The sequence below is a fragment of the Planctobacterium sp. AWM4_229 genome (assembly GCF_056160305.1).
In genome coordinates, this window is the sequence record NZ_JBSWWX010000001.1 from 646548 (window position 1) to 664738 (window position 18191).

The 18191-nt window shown below is 45.5% G+C and carries 18 protein-coding genes; 9 read left to right on the plus strand and 9 right to left on the minus strand.

Annotated elements, in window-relative coordinates; genetic code table 11:
* Window positions 1-6: 6 nt before the first annotated feature.
* Window positions 7-675: a 2OG-Fe(II) oxygenase gene (locus ACXAGP_RS02790; protein WP_475259384.1), complete on the minus strand. Its 669-nt coding sequence runs from the start codon at window positions 673-675 to the stop codon at window positions 7-9.
* A gap of 71 nt (window positions 676-746) precedes the next feature.
* On the minus strand, window positions 747-941 hold the full coding sequence (locus ACXAGP_RS02795) for a hypothetical protein (protein WP_475259385.1): 195 nt from the start codon (window positions 939-941) through the stop codon (window positions 747-749).
* Window positions 942-1224: 283 nt separating this feature from the next.
* On the opposite strand from ACXAGP_RS02795, the gene ACXAGP_RS02800 reads away from it, so the two are divergent.
* Window positions 1225-2343 (plus strand): hypothetical protein, encoded by a 1119-nt coding sequence (locus tag ACXAGP_RS02800; protein ID WP_475259386.1) that lies wholly within the window; start codon window positions 1225-1227, stop codon window positions 2341-2343.
* Window positions 2344-2349: 6 nt separating this feature from the next.
* On the opposite strand, the gene ACXAGP_RS02805 is transcribed toward ACXAGP_RS02800, so the two are convergent.
* Both ACXAGP_RS02805 and ACXAGP_RS02810 read right to left on the minus strand, forming a co-directional pair.
* Complete coding sequence (locus tag ACXAGP_RS02805) at window positions 2350-3438, minus strand: ABC transporter substrate-binding protein (protein ID WP_475259387.1); 1089 nt, start codon at window positions 3436-3438, stop codon at window positions 2350-2352.
* A 116-nt stretch (window positions 3439-3554) separates the two neighbouring features.
* A complete protein-coding gene (locus tag ACXAGP_RS02810; protein ID WP_475259388.1) occupies window positions 3555-4469 on the minus strand; it encodes a LysR family transcriptional regulator in 915 nt (304 codons plus the stop codon).
* Between the two features lie 110 nt (window positions 4470-4579).
* Here ACXAGP_RS02810 and ACXAGP_RS02815 point away from each other — a divergent pair, with 110 nt between their 5' ends.
* Window positions 4580-5428 (plus strand): SDR family oxidoreductase, encoded by an 849-nt coding sequence (locus ACXAGP_RS02815; RefSeq protein ID WP_475259389.1) that lies wholly within the window; start codon window positions 4580-4582, stop codon window positions 5426-5428.
* Between the two features lie 49 nt (window positions 5429-5477).
* On the opposite strand, the gene ACXAGP_RS02820 is transcribed toward ACXAGP_RS02815, so the two are convergent.
* Window positions 5478-6059, minus strand: a complete 582-nt coding sequence (locus ACXAGP_RS02820; protein ID WP_475259391.1) for a TetR/AcrR family transcriptional regulator — start codon at window positions 6057-6059, stop codon at window positions 5478-5480.
* Between the two features lie 145 nt (window positions 6060-6204).
* On the opposite strand from ACXAGP_RS02820, the gene ACXAGP_RS02825 reads away from it, so the two are divergent.
* Both ACXAGP_RS02825 and ACXAGP_RS02830 read left to right on the plus strand, forming a co-directional pair.
* Window positions 6205-7248 (plus strand): alkene reductase, encoded by a 1044-nt coding sequence (locus ACXAGP_RS02825; RefSeq protein ID WP_475259393.1) that lies wholly within the window; start codon window positions 6205-6207, stop codon window positions 7246-7248.
* Window positions 7249-7511: 263 nt separating this feature from the next.
* A complete protein-coding gene (locus ACXAGP_RS02830) occupies window positions 7512-9551 on the plus strand; it encodes an SDR family oxidoreductase (protein WP_475259395.1) in 2040 nt (679 codons plus the stop codon).
* An 80-nt stretch (window positions 9552-9631) separates the two neighbouring features.
* On the opposite strand, the gene ACXAGP_RS02835 is transcribed toward ACXAGP_RS02830, so the two are convergent.
* From ACXAGP_RS02835 to ACXAGP_RS02845, 3 genes are read right to left on the minus strand one after another with little or no spacing between them, the layout of a single operon-like run.
* Complete coding sequence (locus ACXAGP_RS02835; protein ID WP_475259396.1) at window positions 9632-9850, minus strand: tautomerase family protein; 219 nt, start codon at window positions 9848-9850, stop codon at window positions 9632-9634.
* An 18-nt stretch (window positions 9851-9868) separates the two neighbouring features.
* Complete coding sequence (locus ACXAGP_RS02840) at window positions 9869-10246, minus strand: nuclear transport factor 2 family protein (protein WP_475259398.1); 378 nt, start codon at window positions 10244-10246, stop codon at window positions 9869-9871.
* Complete coding sequence (locus ACXAGP_RS02845) at window positions 10239-10856, minus strand: glutathione S-transferase family protein (RefSeq protein ID WP_475259399.1); 618 nt, start codon at window positions 10854-10856, stop codon at window positions 10239-10241. Before ACXAGP_RS02845 ends, ACXAGP_RS02840 begins: the two co-directional genes overlap by 8 nt.
* A gap of 143 nt (window positions 10857-10999) precedes the next feature.
* Between ACXAGP_RS02845 and ACXAGP_RS02850 the strand changes: the two genes are divergently transcribed.
* On the plus strand, window positions 11000-11887 hold the full coding sequence (locus ACXAGP_RS02850; RefSeq protein WP_475259400.1) for a LysR family transcriptional regulator: 888 nt from the start codon (window positions 11000-11002) through the stop codon (window positions 11885-11887).
* Between the two features lie 172 nt (window positions 11888-12059).
* Window positions 12060-13316 (plus strand): low temperature requirement protein A, encoded by a 1257-nt coding sequence (locus tag ACXAGP_RS02855; protein ID WP_475259401.1) that lies wholly within the window; start codon window positions 12060-12062, stop codon window positions 13314-13316.
* On the opposite strand, the gene ACXAGP_RS02860 is transcribed toward ACXAGP_RS02855, so the two are convergent.
* Window positions 13291-14253 (minus strand): ion transporter, encoded by a 963-nt coding sequence (locus ACXAGP_RS02860; RefSeq protein WP_475259402.1) that lies wholly within the window; start codon window positions 14251-14253, stop codon window positions 13291-13293. The two genes, ACXAGP_RS02855 and ACXAGP_RS02860, sit on opposite strands and share 26 nt — an antisense overlap.
* A 552-nt stretch (window positions 14254-14805) precedes the next feature.
* Here ACXAGP_RS02860 and ACXAGP_RS02865 point away from each other — a divergent pair.
* Genes ACXAGP_RS02865 through ACXAGP_RS02875 form a run of 3 tightly spaced genes read left to right on the plus strand, consistent with a single transcriptional unit; the run spans window position 14806 to window position 18180 of the window.
* On the plus strand, window positions 14806-16104 hold the full coding sequence (locus tag ACXAGP_RS02865; protein ID WP_475259404.1) for an efflux RND transporter periplasmic adaptor subunit: 1299 nt from the start codon (window positions 14806-14808) through the stop codon (window positions 16102-16104).
* 41 nt (window positions 16105-16145) lie between these two features.
* Window positions 16146-16862 carry an ABC transporter ATP-binding protein gene (locus ACXAGP_RS02870; protein ID WP_338293151.1) on the plus strand — a complete coding sequence of 239 codons (717 nt, stop codon included), beginning with the start codon at window positions 16146-16148 and terminating at the stop codon, window positions 16860-16862.
* Between the two features lies 1 nt (window position 16863).
* Entirely contained in the window at window positions 16864-18180 is a 1317-nt protein-coding gene (locus ACXAGP_RS02875; protein ID WP_475259405.1) for an ABC transporter permease, read from the plus strand.
* The last annotated feature ends 11 nt before the right edge of the window (window positions 18181-18191 follow it).

The window sequence follows — 18191 nt, forward strand, 5'->3', positions numbered from 1 at the left end:
TTCAATTTATCTCGGTGGATCGACGCGGTCGTGATACGTGCCATTAACGCGAAACCAGCCAGCGATTGAAATTCGTTCTCTTTTGGCTGGCAATACTTCATGGGGGAAGTCCTCGCTGAGAAATGCCACCACTGTCCCTAATCCCGGCATGACTTTAACGCCTTCAACATCCTTTTCATTGAGGTATAACACCAGTTCTCCTCCGTCTTCACTGGTCCAATTGGGGTTTAAATAAACCACCAAAGAGAGGACCCGGTTGGAATCTCCTTTAAATGCATCAACATGGCGTTTATAAAAGTCGTTTTCGCTATAAATTGCGAAATGGCTCTCGAAGGAAAACAAACCCAGGTAGAGTCGGCGATTAAGGTATGTTTGCAGTGCACTTGCCCATTGCAACCACTTTTGTCCCGCTGGTGTTTTACCTGATATCCAACTTATTTCATCTCTGCGTACAAAACGATTGAGATTGTGCCCATCGGCTCGCCCTATCCCAGCGGCTTCAAATGCTTCTTTTTGCATTGCACACACATGCTCGTGTAAACAGATGGTTAAAGGCTCTGGCAAGGCAAAAGGGTTGATACTAAACCCCTTCGTGGTTAGCTGCTGTGCAATCTGTTCAAACAACGTCTCGTCGGCCCCGGTGGCGTTGTAACTTAAGTCAAAGGCAGCGCTCATTGGCCACTTCCGGGCACAAATACGGAAAAGGCGAAAAAAACGCCAGAAACAATTTTCATGGTGATGTTTAGCTAGTCTTTTCGGGCGGATTTAATATAGGACTTCACAGCCTTCAGGCTAGGAAACGGCGCATACCCCTCAGAGCTCATCTCATCATTAATGGCCAGCAAAATTTGCTTATCACTGGCATCTTTATCTTGCATAGCATCCATACAATAATCGTAAGCATCTCTGACGATTTCGACGTCGGGTTTTTCTCGTGTCATGGTCTTCATTTTGGCAACATATTAAGAAATAAAAATCCGTCATCAGTTCAGCCGGTATTGAGACAAAAACTGATGAATTTTCGCGAAACTTAGATGGAATTCAGGCATTTGAACAACGAAAATTTATTGTTGTGACGATGAAAATTTTTTGATGATGACTAACCATAACCTTGATTAATAAAGGACGAAGGAAACACTAAATGAAATCGAGCTATTGTTAAGTGGTTAACTACCAGGTTACCGTATGTCTGTTACACAAACTCGGGCATGACAAAGTTTAACCATGAAAATCATTGTCACACTATTATTTACGCTTTCTCTGTCTGTGACGACAATTACGGTAGCTCACAGCTCATCGACGCAAGGCTCTCTCAGCGAACGTCTCAAAGAAGCTTTTGATTATTTGCATGTGAAGCCTATTGTCGCTCTTGAGATTGTCCAAAATGCCGAATCGGAACTTAGCTCTGCAGACAAAGCACTGCAATTTGAAGCCTGGCATACTGCACTTTGGGCGGGTGCTTACCTTGCCGATAAGCAAGTATTGCAAACCTATAGCACAAGGATTACCAATGCCTTCAATGAGGCCTCATCTCCGAAACAACAAAGTAAAATATTGAGAGCCATCAGCGTTCAACTTTGGCATCTTGGAGACTATCAAACCTCTTTTCACTTTTCCCTTTGTAGTTTGCACAAAGCAAACGACATAGAGCGCATTTACTCCAGTGTTTTATCACTCGGCTTAAACAAACGCACCAGTGATTTAGAGAAAGCGAAACAGCTTTATCAATTGGCACTAGAAAGTACTCAAAAGTCTCCACATAAACGCTTTGAAGCACCATTGAATAACAATCTCGGTGTCGTGGCATTACAGCAAGAGCAATTTGATGTGGCAGCACATCATTTTCACACAGCACTGACTCTGCGCACTGAGCAAAACCACCTTTCAGGTCAGCTCTTGTCTGGTTTAAATTTGATGTTGAGCAGCATGTTTTTACAAGACTGGCTATCCTTTGAACGTTTATCAACAAGAATGCAGCGTTTACTCAAAGTACACCCTAACGAATTACTGGAAACCTATTACCAATGGATGATGTGGGTATTTAAACAACGTCATTCTGAAAGTTACAGTCAGCAACAAATGGCCGAAAATAAAAGATTATTTAATAGTATTGATAACGACTCCCTTAAGACTTCAGTAGCCAAGGCTGCAGAAGCTCAAGGATTTGTAATGGACTATCAACCACCAGATAAAAATGCCGACCATCGCGAATTAATGCAGACGTTTCAGTTTTGCGACTGGCAAGAAATTGAAGCAATGAGTTTTGAAGACACCCTTACTTTGGTAAGGCAAAAGTTAAATCAACATACGCCAGACCTGGCGGACGCGGCTTTACAGAACTAAATTAGCTCAATCGTCATTTTTCACGTAAACCGCTTTGAGCACAGCTTGGTAGTCTTGACTAAGTATATGCCTGTCGCCCTCAAAAGACTGCGATACCTTTGAGAAGTCTAATTTGTGCCAGTTTTCATTGAGAATGAGGTCCCGAACGAGAGGCAAGTTTTGCTCGCTTAATGGTGCCATCCTCAGACGCATTTGTGTGCCCAATTGCTCAGCAAAATCATGACCATCGTGGTAATCACGGAGCAGCGTTAATACGATACCCGCCTCAAGAAAGTGTCCACCTACAGAGGTAACGTAACCAGATTGCCCCCAAGAGTTAATGGCACTCGCAGACCAGTCAATTCCTCCTATGTGGTAATCGTTGATCCCCTCATAGCCACTTAATGTGTGTAACACAGCGCGTGCTATTTCGTCACTGGCACACCAGATAATTTTGGCGTCATTGTAACGATTGAATAACAAGCGTCCTTTTTGTAGCGCGGTTTCATAGCGCCAGTCAGTGTGCACCACTTGCTCTAATTTAATGCCCTTTTGATTATCAATATAATCACTTAGTCCCAAGTTGCGCAGGAACGAAACCGAGGAATCCCGAGAGCCAGAAACTCCAACCACTGAGCCCATTTTGCTGCTACTGGCACTCTGAGTCAGCTGCTGTGCCAACAAGTATCCCGCGTGAAAATCGTCGGGCATAGTATGACCAATCCAGTTTTTATAACGCTGACGTGGTAATCCAATGTCTTTTTTGTCCTTTTCAGGTACATCAACATTGCTGGCAAAAAACTTTACAGGCGAACCTTCAAATTTTTCCACCAGCTTTTGCGCTACGTTGTATCGCATTAACGCCACCACATAATCGGTCTCTTCGAGATTGATGGCTTCTAATGAATTCAGGTAAGCGAATCTATCCAGACTTTTGGCATGCAAAACAGTGAGCTTAATATTGAGCTTATCAGCTGCTGCTTGCATGGTTTTGTTGTAGTGCATCCAAAACCCAACAGAAGGAGGATTGGGCGATAAGAAGGTAACTCGAATTGGGGGTTGCTCTTTTGCATGTAGAACAAAGGCGTTTAAACAACAGCCAGCTACCAGCAACATTATCGGAAAGACCAACCTCTTCACTACAACAAATCTCTGTAAGCCACTCAATAGCAAGTTAGTAGAAGTATAGTAAGAACCTTGAGCTTTGCTAAAAAACAGACGTACCACATCAACTAAGGGTTGCGCGGCTGAAGTACAAATGGATTATTCTGAAGAATAAAATCCACAAGACATCGGGTACGAGAAGGTAAATGCTTTCGAGAGGGGTACACTATTGAAAAGATCAGTTTCTCAGATTCAACTAAAGGCATTATAGGCAACAACTTCTGGTTGCTAATCTCTTCCGCCACGGTACAAGGTAACAGTGTTGAAACCCCTACTCCCTGTGTCACCATTCTTTGTACCATATAAGGAGAGTTGCACACAGTGACTTTTTGTGGCCTTAGCTGAATAATGTTACCTTGATACTGGAGACTAACTATTCCATCAGCAAACACCTGCGACAACACTACCCAAGGCACCATTTCTAAACGTCGCAAACTTTCAGGTTCTCCAAACCGACTGATAAACTGCGGACTGGCATAGAGACGAAAGCAATCCTCAAATAGGGGTCTTGCTACAAGTGACGAATCCTTGGGAAAGCCAATACGAATAGCAACATCTATTTGTTCTGCGATCAGATCTTTGGGTGCGTCATCAAGCACTAAATCCACCACTACATCAGGAAACTGCTCATTAAATTTCGAGAAAATAGGTAAGAAAAATTGATGAGCAATATCATGATTCATAGAAATTCTTACTCGTCCTGCTGGCTTATCTGGCGCAACTGAGGCTTCTACATTTTTTAATATTTGATTCAGTTGCACCGACTGCGCGAATACCTTTTGTCCTTCCTCGGTTAACAACAACTTTCGGGTACTTCTTTGCAGTAAACGTACCCCAAGCGCCGACTCCAATGACGACACCTGCTCGCTCACTCTAGAGCGGGAGGTGTTTAAAGCCCGAGCAGCCGCGGCAAAACTATTGTGTTCAACAACCAAGGTGAAGATGGCCATTAGCTTTAAATGCGAAATTTTAATTGTACTCATTTTCGGAACACTTCATTCCATTAAGAACCACTTATGGCAACTATAAGACAAAGATAAACTGCCTGCGAATTCAAATTTATCGATTGATACTGAAAATACAGGAGAAATATATGATCGCAGTAACAGGTGCTACGGGAGCATTGGGAAAACTGGTAATCAAACACTTACTCGAAAAAACAAACGCCGAGCATATCACGGCAATCGTTAGAGATAGGTCCAAAGCAATGGCATTGCAACATCAAGGTATTGAAGTGAGAGTGGCAGATTATACAAAACCCAAAGATTTTGAAGAGGCACTGTCTGGCGTAAAAACCTTATTGCTAATATCAAGCAATGCTATCGGTGAGCGAGTACCTCAACACAAGACGGTTGTTGACGCCGCGAACAATGCCAAAGTAGAAACACTGGTGTATACCAGCGTGTTAAAGGCGACAGAGAACCCAATGATATTAGCCAAAGAGCATCAGCCTACTGAAGCTTACTTACAACGTTCAGGTATTAATTATGTGATCCTACGCAATGGCTGGTATACCGAAAATTATAGTGCTGGTGTTGCGGATATAATTCAAAATGGTGCCATTTTCAGTGCCGCAGGTAAGGGTAAATTGTACACTGCTGAACGCAATGACTATGCATTAGCAGCCGCAAACGTATTGGTAGCCCCTGCCCGTCATCATGGCCGTATTTACGAATTAGCAGGTGATACGGGGTGGACAATGGAGGAATTTGCTAACACTCTGGAAGAGTTAACAGGCAAATCCATCAACCTCAACCTACAAAGTGAAGCACAACAAATTCAACATTTAGTAGGCGCGGGCCTACCCGAAGGCTTTGCTCATGCACTTGCGGATTCAGAACGATATGCTGCTGAAGGTTGGTTAGAGGAAAAATCTGGAACCCTGAGTAAACTCATAGGTCGTGCAACGGTGCCCCTTGCTAAGACACTAAAGAAAAACTAAACGAGAATGAAATACTGACAAACCAAGACTTAATCGTCTTGGTTTTGTATCAACGACAAACATCTTCCAGTAGCTGTTCAGCTAACTCGTTAAGCGCCACAATGTCGTTATTGCTTTGGGCAAAAACCCGAATACCGCTCAACCCCATCACCAGATAACTGGCCCGCTGAGAAGCATTGCGCTTGGAAGATATTTCGCCATTGTCGATAGCGGTTTGCAACACATGCACAAAGCCCGCTTGCCAGGCAGCGATGTTCTGGCTGATCACTTGCTCAACTGCCTCGTTTAATTGCGACATTTCACTCATGGCTTTTTGTGACAAGCAAGCGCAGTGATTATCCACAGAGGTTACATCTTGAATGGTTTTATCCAGATAGGCTTTTAAACCCGCCTTTACCGATTGAGCTCGCTGAAACAACTGCTGGAATTCAACACTGCGGTCCTTGCGATACTGCTCCAGGGCACTCACCAATAGACCTTGTTTGTTTTCGAAAGCACAATAGATTGAACCCGGGTGCAGTCCGGTTGCCTTTTTAAGATCCTGCATACTGGTATTAGCAAACCCCTTGCTGGCAAACAGGGCTATGGCATTGCGTAACACCTGCTCTTTGTCAAATTCCGCACTTCTCAAGGTTCAATTTTCCACTTTAGTTGGTCATAACGTTTGAGATTGTAATCTAATTTGAATAATCATTCAAAAATATACTTGAATGATCATTCAAAAACCCTTATCTTGAATGGGCATTCAAATTACAGCGTCAACAGAGAAAGATTTTATGACTGAAAACCTATTCCAACCCTTTGCACTTAATCAAGCTATTGAATTACAGAATCGGATTGCTATGGCTCCCCTCACCCGTTGCATGGCGGATGATGATTTGGTGCCCTCACAATTATCAGTGGATTATTATGCACGCCGAGCCGATACCGGTTTGATCATCACTGAAGCCACCATTATTCGTCCTGATGGACAGGGCTACCCCAATACACCGGGAATTTTTAGTCAGGCTCAAATTGACGGCTGGAAAAAAGTCACGGAGGCGGTACACGCCAAAGGCGGTACTATTTTCCTCCAGCTTTGGCATTGTGGCCGTGTATCACACCCATTTTTCTACAAAGGCGAACACGTGTTAGCACCATCGGCAGAAAAGGTCGAAGGAACCGTTCCGCGTATGCGAGAACTGGAGTATCAGGTGCCCAAACCTGCCACCAAAGATGAGATTGCACAGCTTGTAGCCGATTATGCTACTGCGGCAGAAAATGCCATACAAGCCGGGTTTGATGGTGTAGAAATTCACGGAGCCAATGGTTATTTGTTAGATCAGTTTTTACATCATGCTGCCAACAAACGCGATGATGAGTTTGGTGGTAGCCCGGAAAACATGGCGCGTTTCCCGCTGCAAGTGGTGGATGCCATTATCGAGCGCATCGGTGCAGAGCGTACCGCTTTACGTGTTTCTCCGGGGGCTTATTTTAATATGCAAGGACATCAGGAAGACCGCGCGGTATTTGAGTTTTTACTGAGGGAACTCAACAACCGTGACTTGGCCTACTTGCACCTGGGTTTGTTCGATGACAGCATGCAATTCGATTATCTGGGTGGCTCGGCAACAGACTTTGTACGTAAGCACTACCACAAAACCTTAATGGGTGTAGGTGGTTATAGCGCTGAAACTGGCAGTGAAGCTATCGCACAAGAGCGCTTTGACTTGCTGGCAATTGGGCGCCCTTTTATCGCCAACCCCGATTACATTGCCAAAGTGAAAAGCGGCGAAAGCTTAACCGAATACAACGAAACTATGTTGGCGGAACTGTACTAAAAGCTAACGACCTTTTTATCAATTAAAACCAGGGCAAGTTTGCCCTGTTTTTTTGTATTCTTCTGTTCATGCACTATCCCCAAAAGTTGCAAAATCCAGCAGTTATTGCGGGAAAAACACTCGTTATTCAGCAAAATACCAAGAACGGGGCAAAAAAATTGAAATGCCCGGTTTCCGAACTACACTAAATCCAATGGGGATCTCCCCAGCGATAACAGTTCACAATTTTAAGTACCCAAAGCGTCATAAATAAGAGAGGCGGCATGAACTACTTTGTTACCGGTTTGACCGGTTTTATAGGACAACAATTTCTAGAATCATTAAGCAAAAGAGATGGAAAGATATTTGCGCTCGTCCGACCCGGATCAGTGAAAAAAATCGAGAAACTGCGCTTTGATCATGGCCTGACAGAAGAGCAACTGGTGGCTGTTCCCGGCGATTTAGGGCAAAGTCTGTGCGGCGTTAATCCTGACGATCTCGACAGCATTGATCATTTTTACCACCTTGGTGCCATTTACGATCTCACTGCAGATCAAGAACAGCAAAAAGAGGCCAACGTTACCGGTACTCGCGAGGCCATTGCTCTGGCTGAAAAGCTAGGCGTTAAGTGCTTCCACCACATTAGCTCCATTGTGGCTGCGGGCTTCTTTCCCGGCGTCTTCAAAGAAAGTATGTTCGATGAAGCGGTAGGAGTTGAGCAAAATGCCTACTTCCAGACCAAACATGAATCAGAGGGCTTGGTGCGTAACGAGTGTAGTGTGCCTTGGCGGATTTATCGTCCGGGTATTGTTGTTGGTAACTCAAAAACAGGTTGGATCAATAAAATCGATGGTCCCTACTACTTCTTCAACCTGATTAATAGTATCTCTGAATTAGTGCCTCGCTGGGTACCATTACCAGTTTATCGTGGCAACGCCACCAACATCGTCCCGGTAGATTTTATTGCAGATGCGCTAGATCACATCAGTCATAAACCGGATTTAGATGGAAAATGCTTCCACTTAACTAATCCGGAACCCATGACCTTCGGCAAGGTCATCAATAACTTCCTCAAGGCCGCGAAAGGCCCCACCATGAAGCTGGATATTCCCGCTGAAAGATTGATGGATTTTGTACCTGCCGGCCCACGCATGTTCTTGAAGAACAAGGCCATTGTGCAAGGTGTGAAAATGCAGGTTCTACAAAACCTGAAAATTCCCAAGGAAGTGATGCTCACTGAGCATCTCAACACCGAATACGACTGTAGCAATACCCTAAAAGCGCTGGAAGACAGTGATATCAGCTGCCCACCACTGAAAACCTACGCTCGCCGTTTGTGGAACTATTGGGAGCAGAATCTCAATCCAGAATACATGAAGCCCCATTATTTGCCTGATGTGGTAGAAGGTAAAAACGTACTGATCACAGGTGGCTCAGAGGGTATCGGTCGCGAAGTGGCGGATAACTGTGCCAAAGCAGGTGCGAAGGTTATCCTGGTGGCCAGAACTCAGGAAAAACTAGATATAGCGGTTGAAGAAATCAGAGCTGCCGGTGGTGATGCCGTCAGTTACTCGTGTGATTTATCCGACCTGGATGCTTTGGATGATCTGACTGAAAAAGTACTAAAAGACCATGGCCATGTGGATATCCTCATCAACAATGCAGGCCGCTCGATTCGCCGTTCATTAAAACTGACTTATGAACGTTTCCACGACTTTGAACGGGTAATGCAAATAAACTACTTCTCGGCAATTCGTCTCACCATGAACTTGTTGCCTTCAATGACAGCACGTAAATCCGGTCACGTAGTGAACATCTCCACCATTGCCGCGATGAGCTCTGGTAGCCCGAGATTCTCTTCTTACACAGCATCGAAGAGCGCACTTGATGCCTGGTCTAATACCGCTGCATTCGAATATGCTTCGGATAATATTCACTTTACCAACGTGCACATGCCACTGGTGCGCACTAAGATGATTGCCGCTACCACGCAATATCAAAGTGTTAACGTACTAACCACGGAACAGGCGGGTAAACTGGTGAATAGCGCCATGATTAATCGTCCAGCCGAAGTGAATACCTTAACGGGTACCATTATCAGACTACTGGGTATTTTGGCTCCTCAGTTAAACCACCTGGTATTTTCGACCCTTTACCAGCTCACCGATGATTCAGAAGCGGCCAAGGCCTCTGCAGCAGCGAAACCGGTGCCGGAAGATAAGGATGCCATCGCCGATAAGGCAATGGATGCGCTGCATCGCCTCAAGCTGGACAAAGAAACGCTGGAAGCTGTGGACAATCTGCTACGCGGTTACCACACTTAAACATTATTCTGTCAGCTCAGAAACTGCAAAAGGTGTTGTCGCAAGACAGCACCTTTTTTGTTTCGACTTAACTGCAATTATCACTGAGTCTGTCTATAAGCTTCTACAGGCAAGCCTCCCACCCCCCAATTGTCCAGGCTGATTTCCGTTATCACTACATGAGTAGTTGCTGGTTCTTTATTGATCTCCCGCTGCAATAATTCGGTAACGCCTTTGATGAGTTTAGCTTTTTGTGATTTGCTAATCCCTTCACCACTTTCCCCACCTTCCTTAGTGATTTGAATATTTACATATGGCATTACGCCCTCCTGTTTTTATTATGGTTGATGTGCATACATTTTATTTACGATATGCCATTGTCCGTTTTCTCTTAGTAAGCCCAAATAATCGATAAACACATCATCCAGCAAAGGACAAAGTACTTTAACCATGGCTTGCTCCCCAACAACTTCCAGAGACAATATTTGATAGTTTTTCTTTGCCCCTGACTCCGCCGGTACGTTGCGCTTTGCCACTAACTCAAGCCACTGTTGCCTTGTTCGCCGAATGCCCGGAGACTTCAAAACACAATCCTCACTAAAAACACGTTCCAGCAAATTGGTTTCCGCAAAATGCAAACCATCAAAATAATCTTGAATCACTTGTCTTACGGTGACCTCAGCAGATTCATTTGTTGTATTTACAGACTTACTCATTGCCACCAACAACGTCATTATTTTGTTCTTGTAACGCAGCTTGAAACGCGCTCAGGTTGATAACCTGATCTATCATTCGCTGTGCCTTGACACCAATCTTAATGTCCACCGGGAAAGCCTGCCCCCAACGAGAATAAACAGCCAGCAGCACATCCGCTGGAGATAACTCGGTACCACGCAGATAAGGGCCAGAGCCGATCTTGTTTTCGATAACTTGCCACAATTGATTAATCGCCTGAGCAGACGCTGTAAAAAACGCAGTCCTCGTAGCTTCATCTTCAATATGTCTCGCAGCAAAAAATAACTTGGAATAAGCGGGATGCATGCTGGCGTTGGCAAGCATCAGATGCTCCAGCACAACCTGACGCCCTTGCCCTTTTGGCGGTAGTAAATCGTTTGGATGATTCTCCAACAGATACATGATAATAGCGGCGCCTTCAGTTAACACCTGCCCTTGGGTTGTCAACACTGGCACGACTTGAGCAAGGTTAATCTCACCAAAATCGGTCACTGAAGTGGCTGATACAAGTTTGGGCGTGTGTCCCAGCAACTTGAGAATCGTGTGCGTCGCTAATGAACAAGAGTCTTGCAGGTAATAGAGGGTATACATGAGTTTTTCGCTCCAGATAACACAGCAACATTGCTGCACTAGTCATTTTCCCCATTACAAACAAAACAAAAACACTATAAATAGAATTACATTAGTGCCAATATGGAATTAATAAATCATACCTTTTAACAGTTGGGAACCAGGTGAATAAGCTTAGGGGAATGTTTTTGTTTAGTCGCTTAGCCGAATTGGGAAGTTTTATCGCTGTGGCGGAGGAGATCGGCTCAACGGCTTCTATGGTGAGTAAAGAAATACAAAAATTAGAACGTGATGTTGGTGCCAGGCTATTGCACCGGTCAACCCGAAAAATACAGCTTACTCCAATCGGAGACGGCTATCTGTCTCGCTGTCGGCAAATACTTGCGCAAGTAGATGAAGCCGACGCCTACATCCAACAAACACAAAATAGTATGCGAGGTAAATTGCGTATCAACATGCCCATGGTGTTGGGGTTAACCGATTTAAGCCAGGTGATCGCAGAATACATGCAAAGCTACCCGGATGTGGAGCTGGACATTCATTTAGGTGATGAAAGTGTGGACTTGTTGGAAGGAGGTTTTGATCTTGGGTTCAGGGCCAGCAGTCAAACCTTTGATTCCAATTATGTTGGAAAACCATTAAAAACATTTGATTATCACATTTGTGCTTCTCCTGGATACCTGAAAAATCATGCACCTGTCAGTGCAATCGAGGATTTGTTGCAACACAATTGCTTTGAATACAGCTACTTCAAAAGTGGTAAAGATTGGCCAATCGCAAATGGAATCAGAATAAAGGGAAGTTTAAAAGCTAACAATACCCTGATGATCCGAGAAGCCGTAGAGGCAGGATTAGGTTTAGCTTTTTTGCCCGGATTTGTAGCTCAGCCAGGACTTGAGAGCGGACGTTTGGTGGAAGTACTGGCGACATTGCCAAAACCTAAACTGACACTCTATGCCCTTTACCCAAATCGAAAACACTTACCTCCCGCGGTTTCAAAATTTATCGAGTTTATCGAGAATTGGTTCAATCAGCCAAAACACCAGGGCTAAATCGCCCTAATAATTCAATGCGAAAAACCAGGGTTAAATAGCCCTGGAATTACCAGCTCATGGGCAACAAAAAATCAGGCATGTCTTCTGTCAATTTGTGCCTGCAATTTATTCTTAAATGTCATAAACACTTGCTAAACTTATAAAATTTAGATTCCGAGAAATACAAAACATGGCTTTAGATAATCATCCTATGTGGCGTGCGCCGCAACATCACATGGACGCCGAGCACGCCCACGATCATGTGCACTGGGTAGAATTGTTTTACGATCTTATTCATGTAGTGATCATCTTTTTGCTGGGAAATTATCTGAGTCACCATTTAACGGTAGAAGGCTTTTTCATTTTTGCAGGTCTGTTCACCGCCGTCTGGTTCGCCTGGGCAGACTCCAGTGTCTTTAACTCTTTATATGTGAGTACTGATTTTAAGCACCGACTGATTATGTCCAGCCAAATCATTACCGCTATGGTGATGGCGGCTTCTATCCCCCATATCCACGACAAAGGCTGGATGTTCTTTGCACTGGGTTACGCTGCCAACCGGGCAATTACTGCTTTCCTGTACCACAGAACCGAGCGTTTAGGGGTGGAAGAGTCCATTCTTGCTCGTAAAACCAGCCGCAATTTTTCGCTACTTGCAATAGTATTTGCCATCAGTGCATTCATTCCCGCGCCCTACAGTTACCTGCTCTTTGCCGCGGGTATCGTCACCATTCAACTACAATACATGTTGCCCAAAGTGGGTTTGCTGGAACTGGAGCGCTTCGTGCCCCGACTCGGCCACATGTCGGAACGTTTCGCCTTATTAATGCTGATAGTCGTAGGAGAAGGTTTTTTCAAACTAGTGGTTACCCTCTCTGAAAAGGGTATTTATAAAACCAACTATGAAGTACTCACCAATTTCATGTTCGGCGGTATATCCGTGTTTGTGCTGTGCTGGATTTACTTTGACATTGCGGGTAACGGAAAACCCAAAAACACTGAAAAATCCACGCTGGTGAGTTGGTGGCTTGGGCACCTGGTGTTGATGCTGTGTGCCATTATGGTAGGGGTTGCCCTTGCTGGTGAAGTAAAAGTGGGCTTCTGGGACCCCTACCCTTATAAGTATGCTGTTATTGGTTGCCTTGGTTTGGCGGGCTATTTACTGGCGTTACTTTGGATCCAGTACAATATCGAACAGCGTGTCGCCCATCGCTTTGCCACGGCCAAAATCAGAATGTTGGGTGTCGCACTGGCTTTAATTACCTTACTCGTTGTACCTCACGTCCCGGCACTGGTGGGTAACCTGCTGTGGGGAAGCGCTTTGATATCACAAATTGCTATTCCGTTGACCAGAGCCTATCTGACACTGTCTAAGGAAGAAGCCACCAGCGCAGAACAAGAAGAAGCCGTTCAGGCATGCGTTACTCTGCCGCAGAATGACGACTGAGTTTAATCGCCTTTTTACAGTGAGGGCACGTAATCGATGTGCCCAATACCAGAGTTCGGTTTTTGATTAACTGCTCTAAATCGTCTCGACTCAAATCCAACTGCTCTGCCAGCTGATCTAGATCAGCGCGCTCACTTTCTGACACATATCCGTCACTCAGCGCATGATCAACTTCAGCTTCCAGTTGCTGTTTGCGCAAACGCAGCTCGTCACCAAATTTAGCGGCAAGCATGGCTGCAGGCAACGCCACAATCCCAACGCCCAATAGCATAATGAACATTGCGATAAATTTGCCAAACACTGTCACTGGCACAACATCACCATAACCGACAGTGGTCATGGTCACGACTGCCCACCACATCGCGCTGGGAATGCTGCCAAACACCTCTGGCTGGGCCTCGTGCTCAATGGCATACATTATACTGGCTGACATAACCACCAACACCATTACCGTAAAAATGGCAGCCCCAATGGTGGGCAGTTCTTTGCGTAACACGCAAACAAACATGTCCAGGCCTTTAAAATAGTGGGTGAGTTTCAGCAAGCGAAGCATGCGTAACATACGTAGATAGCGCAAATCAATGTTAATAAAGAAGGTGAGATAAAATGGTGCAATCGCCAGAAAATCGACTAATGCAACAGCGCTAAACATATAGCGCAGTCGAGTTTTAATGGGTTGGCTGGCATCCGCACCGGGCGCTTCCACACACACCCAAACGCGCGCCAGGTACTCAATGGTGAAGATCACAACAGAAAATACATTGAAAGCGTAAAAGCCATAAGCATATTGCTGGCCAAATGCCTGATGGGATTCAAGAACAACAGCAATCACGTTGCTAACAATCAGCACAATAATAAAACTGCCCAACAGTTTATTGGCCAGGGAACGACTCAAATCTTTTTCTAACAGGTTGTAGGTTTTCTGGCGCAAACTCATATTCATTCCGAAATATCCATACGCATACACTACGCGTGTTACAGAAACGGTAATCAAAAATAGTGGAATTGGAAAGGACACATCACTGAATTTTCACAAGATGGATAAACCAGGGCTAAATCGCCCCAATTTAATACGAAAAAATTCCAGGGCAAAATTACCCTAGAATTAGCATATTTGTAAGTTAGTCTCCTTATCCTAACCCCGTAGATATCAGATTTCTGGTTAACATTCGCATCTTGTCTGAATCTCACCAACTCAGCACACGCAATACCAATTAGCAATCCACAAAAATAGACCCAACAAAAGTGTCCGCAGCGGACACTTTTTGTGTCCGCGGACAGTTTACACATCCAACAAAAAACAAATTTTTATTATATTTCAATCACTTAAAAACTGGCACGCTACTAGCTTTATTCTGTAAGAGATTTACCGAAGGAATGAAACCATGTTGCTTTTACAGTTTTTTACCACACCACTGACAATCCTTGCTTTCGCTTTTTGCGTGGCGGTTTATGACGATTACCTGGCTTTAAAGCGGGGTGATAAATAATGACTAACCAGGGGATGAACACAGGCAGTAATGACGGCAAAATTCGCGATACTGGTGCACAGGATGTGGTCATGAATACATCGCCACGCCGGAAAAAAATAAAACTGTTTCTAACTACCGTCGTTTTAGTTATCGCCGGAGTTTCAGCCAATGCCTTTATTAACAGCAGTGATGCCAGTGTCTCAATGGCGCGTTCGGCGGTGCAAATCGCGACTGTAGAACGCGGTGAATTAATGCGAGATATCGTAGCCACAGGTCGGGTTGTGGCCGCCAATGCGCCGCAGCTGTATAGCCCGGAAAAAGGTTTTGTGAATCTGCAAGTCAAAGCGGGTGAAGATGTTATCGAAGGGCAAATAGTAGCGACGGTTGAAAGCCCGGAACTGGACAACCAACTTAAGCAAGAACGCTCTGAGTTGTCTCGACTGGAAGGTGAGCTGGCTCGTAAAGAACTGGATACCCGCCGCCAAGAGCTGACTATTACTAAACAGGCGGATTTGGCCAAATTGGACTTGGTGGCCGCCGATAGAGAACATCGCCGTGCTCAGCTTTCCATTAAAGATCACCTCATCAATCAAATTGATTTAGAAAAAGCCAAAGATGAACTGGCACGGGCGCAGGTTACCTTCAAGCACGCCGAGCAAGAAGTGGAACTGGCCAAAGATACCCTCGCCTTTGAGTTGGAATCGGTGCGCAATACCATCGAGCGCCAGCGTCTTGTGGTTTCGGAACTAGAGCGCCAGGTTGAAGCGCTAACCATTAAAGCCAGTGTCAATGGCATGGTAGGTAGCCTGTTTGTGCAAGACAGAGCCTTGGTTGCCGCCAACGATACCCTGATGACGCTAGTAGATTTAAGTGCCTATGAAGCTGAAATTAATGTACCAGAAAGTTACGCCAATGATTTAGGCCTGGGTATGGATGTAGAACTGAAACTGGCCAACCGCACGGTTACAGGCAGCCTCTCTGCGATTTCTCCGGAAGTAACGGAACGCCAGGTTACCGCAAGAGTGAAGTTTGACCACGACGCCAGTATGAATATCCGCCAGAACCAACAACTATCCGCTCGCGTGTTACTGGAGCAGCGCCAGGATGTACTGAAAATACGTCGCGGTAGCTTTACCCAAGCTGGCGGCTTTGTGGCCTATCGTCTGGATGGTGATGTGGCACATCGTATCGATATCCGCATCGGTGCCACCAGTATGCGTGAAGTAGAGCTGCTAAGTGGCGTGCAGCCGGGAGACCAACTGATCATCTCTAATTACGACGAATTCGCACAAGCGCCAGCCATCTTGCTGCGCTAAAACCAGATAAATTACAAGACAGAACAAAGAAGGAACAGATTATGTTAACCATGCAAAACATCAGCAAAATGTATCAAACTGAAATGGTACAAACGCATGCTTTAAAAGATTTTAACCTGGACGTTGCTGAAGGTGAGTTCATTGCTGTAACCGGCCCTTCCGGCTCAGGTAAAACCACCTTTTTGAATATCGCCGGTATGTTAGAGCCCTTTACGGGCGGTACGTACACCTTAGATGGAGTAGATGTTGGCAGCCTGTCTGACAACGCCAGAGCCGACTTACGCAACCAGAAAATCGGCTTTATCTTTCAGGGCTTCAACCTGATTCCCGATCTGAATTTATATGAAAACGTGGAAGTTCCACTGCGCTATCGCGGTATTAAATCCGCAGAGCGAAAACGTCGCATCGAAAAGTGCCTGGAGCAAGTTGGCCTTGCCAGTCGCGCCAAGCATCTACCACAGCAGTTATCCGGCGGTCAGCAACAACGCGTGGCCATTGCCCGTGCCCTGGCGGGTGAACCACGCTTTTTGCTGGCCGACGAACCCACTGGTAACCTGGACAGCTTAATGGCACGTCAGGTAATGGAGTTGCTGGAGCAAATCAATCGCGATGGTGCCACCATCATCATGGTAACTCACGATCCTGAACTGGCCCGTCGTGCACCGCGCAATGTACAGATTGTGGATGGCCAGATGGCAGATATTACCCTGTATCAACGCAATGGCGTAGAGCCAATGCAAAAAGTCGCGGGAGCTTAAGATGTTTTTACATTACCTGGATTTAAGTTGGCGCAGCTTTAAGCGCACACCAGTAGTCAGCGCCTTAATGGTGCTGGCTGTCGCGGTGGGTATTGGTGTCACCATGACCAGCCTGTCGGTATACCACATGATGTCGATGGACCCGATTCCGGAAAAAAGTCGCAGTTTGTTTCATGTGCAGTTGCACACCATGGAGGGCGAAGGAACCCGTCGCGGTTCACCAGATGGCCTGCCATTTCAGCTCACTTATCAGGACGTGATAGCACTAACTGAAGCCCCGATTCCTGAGCGTAAAATCCCCAGTATGAAAGCGGGTTTCTCAGTACACATGAATAACCCTGAGGTAAAACCTTTCATTGAGCTGGCTCGCATGACCAATCGCGAAGTATTTGACATGTTCAATCTTGAATTCGTCTATGGCGGTCCGTGGTCTCTAGAGCAGCAGGAGAACGCTGCACCTGTAGTGGTGATCAACGAAGAAATTAACAATCGTCTATTCGGCGGCGAAAACTCAGTGGGCAAGATGATCTATCTGGACAACCGCAGTTATGTTGTTACCGGTGTGATGAAACAGTGGAACATCAACATTAAATTTTACGATGTTAACAATGGTGCCTTCCACGATGCCGAGCAGCTGTTTTTGCCTTTCTCTCTGGTTGCCGCGTTTGAAATTGATACCTGGGGCAATACCAATGGCTGGAAACACGAAGACACCAGTACCTTCCAGAAAAAAATGCAATCGGAAGAGATGTGGCTGCAGTTTTGGGTGGAACTCAATAGCGAGCAAGAAAAGCGTGAATACGGTGAATACCTGATGGCTTATATGCAGGAGCAGCAAAAGCTGGGGCGTTTTGACCGTGAAGAATTGCAATATGCGTTGCGTGATGTCATCGAAACCATGGAATATCGCGAAGTGGTATCGGAAGACAACCGCATTCTTGTTGGACTGAGCTTTATGTTTTTAGCGGTGTGCCTTGCCAATATTCTTGGCTTGCTATTAGCTAAATTCCTGCGCCGTGCACCGGAAGTGGGCGTACGTCGTGCCTTGGGTGCCAGTAAAAGACAAGTATTCTATCAGCACCTGGTGGAAGTCTCTCTGCTGGGCTTAATGGGCGGTATTGTGGGTATTGGTATCTCGCAACTGGGGCTTTGGGGTGTGCGTCTCACTCAAGATTATTACACCGATTTGGCCACCATGGACATCAGCATGTTACTGGCGGCTCCGGCCATTGCTATTAGCGCCTGCATTATCGCTGGTTTGTATCCCGCCTGGTTAGTTTGCAGAACCACACCTGCAACTTACCTGAAAACTCAATAGGAGCACGACAC

Excerpts from the sequence above, each read along its gene's own strand:
- ACXAGP_RS02845 (WP_475259399.1), bottom strand. The coding sequence starts at position 10,856 with ATGTATACCCTCTATTACCTGCAAGACTCTTGTTCATTAGCGACGCAC.
- ACXAGP_RS02815 (WP_475259389.1), top strand. The coding sequence starts at position 4,580 with ATGATCGCAGTAACAGGTGCTACGGGAGCATTGGGAAAACTGGTAATC.
- ACXAGP_RS02870 (WP_338293151.1), top strand. The coding sequence starts at position 16,146 with ATGTTAACCATGCAAAACATCAGCAAAATGTATCAAACTGAAATGGTA.
- ACXAGP_RS02800 (WP_475259386.1), top strand. The coding sequence starts at position 1,225 with ATGAAAATCATTGTCACACTATTATTTACGCTTTCTCTGTCTGTGACG.
- ACXAGP_RS02810 (WP_475259388.1), bottom strand. The coding sequence starts at position 4,469 with ATGAGTACAATTAAAATTTCGCATTTAAAGCTAATGGCCATCTTCACC.
- ACXAGP_RS02840 (WP_475259398.1), bottom strand. The coding sequence starts at position 10,246 with ATGAGTAAGTCTGTAAATACAACAAATGAATCTGCTGAGGTCACCGTA.
- ACXAGP_RS02805 (WP_475259387.1), bottom strand. The coding sequence starts at position 3,438 with ATGTTGCTGGTAGCTGGCTGTTGTTTAAACGCCTTTGTTCTACATGCA.
- ACXAGP_RS02825 (WP_475259393.1), top strand. The coding sequence starts at position 6,205 with ATGACTGAAAACCTATTCCAACCCTTTGCACTTAATCAAGCTATTGAA.
- ACXAGP_RS02860 (WP_475259402.1), bottom strand. The coding sequence starts at position 14,253 with ATGAGTTTGCGCCAGAAAACCTACAACCTGTTAGAAAAAGATTTGAGT.
- ACXAGP_RS02790 (WP_475259384.1), bottom strand. The coding sequence starts at position 675 with ATGAGCGCTGCCTTTGACTTAAGTTACAACGCCACCGGGGCCGACGAG.
- ACXAGP_RS02795 (WP_475259385.1), bottom strand. The coding sequence starts at position 941 with ATGACACGAGAAAAACCCGACGTCGAAATCGTCAGAGATGCTTACGAT.
- ACXAGP_RS02855 (WP_475259401.1), top strand. The coding sequence starts at position 12,060 with ATGGCTTTAGATAATCATCCTATGTGGCGTGCGCCGCAACATCACATG.
- ACXAGP_RS02830 (WP_475259395.1), top strand. The coding sequence starts at position 7,512 with ATGAACTACTTTGTTACCGGTTTGACCGGTTTTATAGGACAACAATTT.
- ACXAGP_RS02865 (WP_475259404.1), top strand. The coding sequence starts at position 14,806 with ATGACTAACCAGGGGATGAACACAGGCAGTAATGACGGCAAAATTCGC.
- ACXAGP_RS02835 (WP_475259396.1), bottom strand. The coding sequence starts at position 9,850 with ATGCCATATGTAAATATTCAAATCACTAAGGAAGGTGGGGAAAGTGGT.
- ACXAGP_RS02875 (WP_475259405.1), top strand. The coding sequence starts at position 16,864 with ATGTTTTTACATTACCTGGATTTAAGTTGGCGCAGCTTTAAGCGCACA.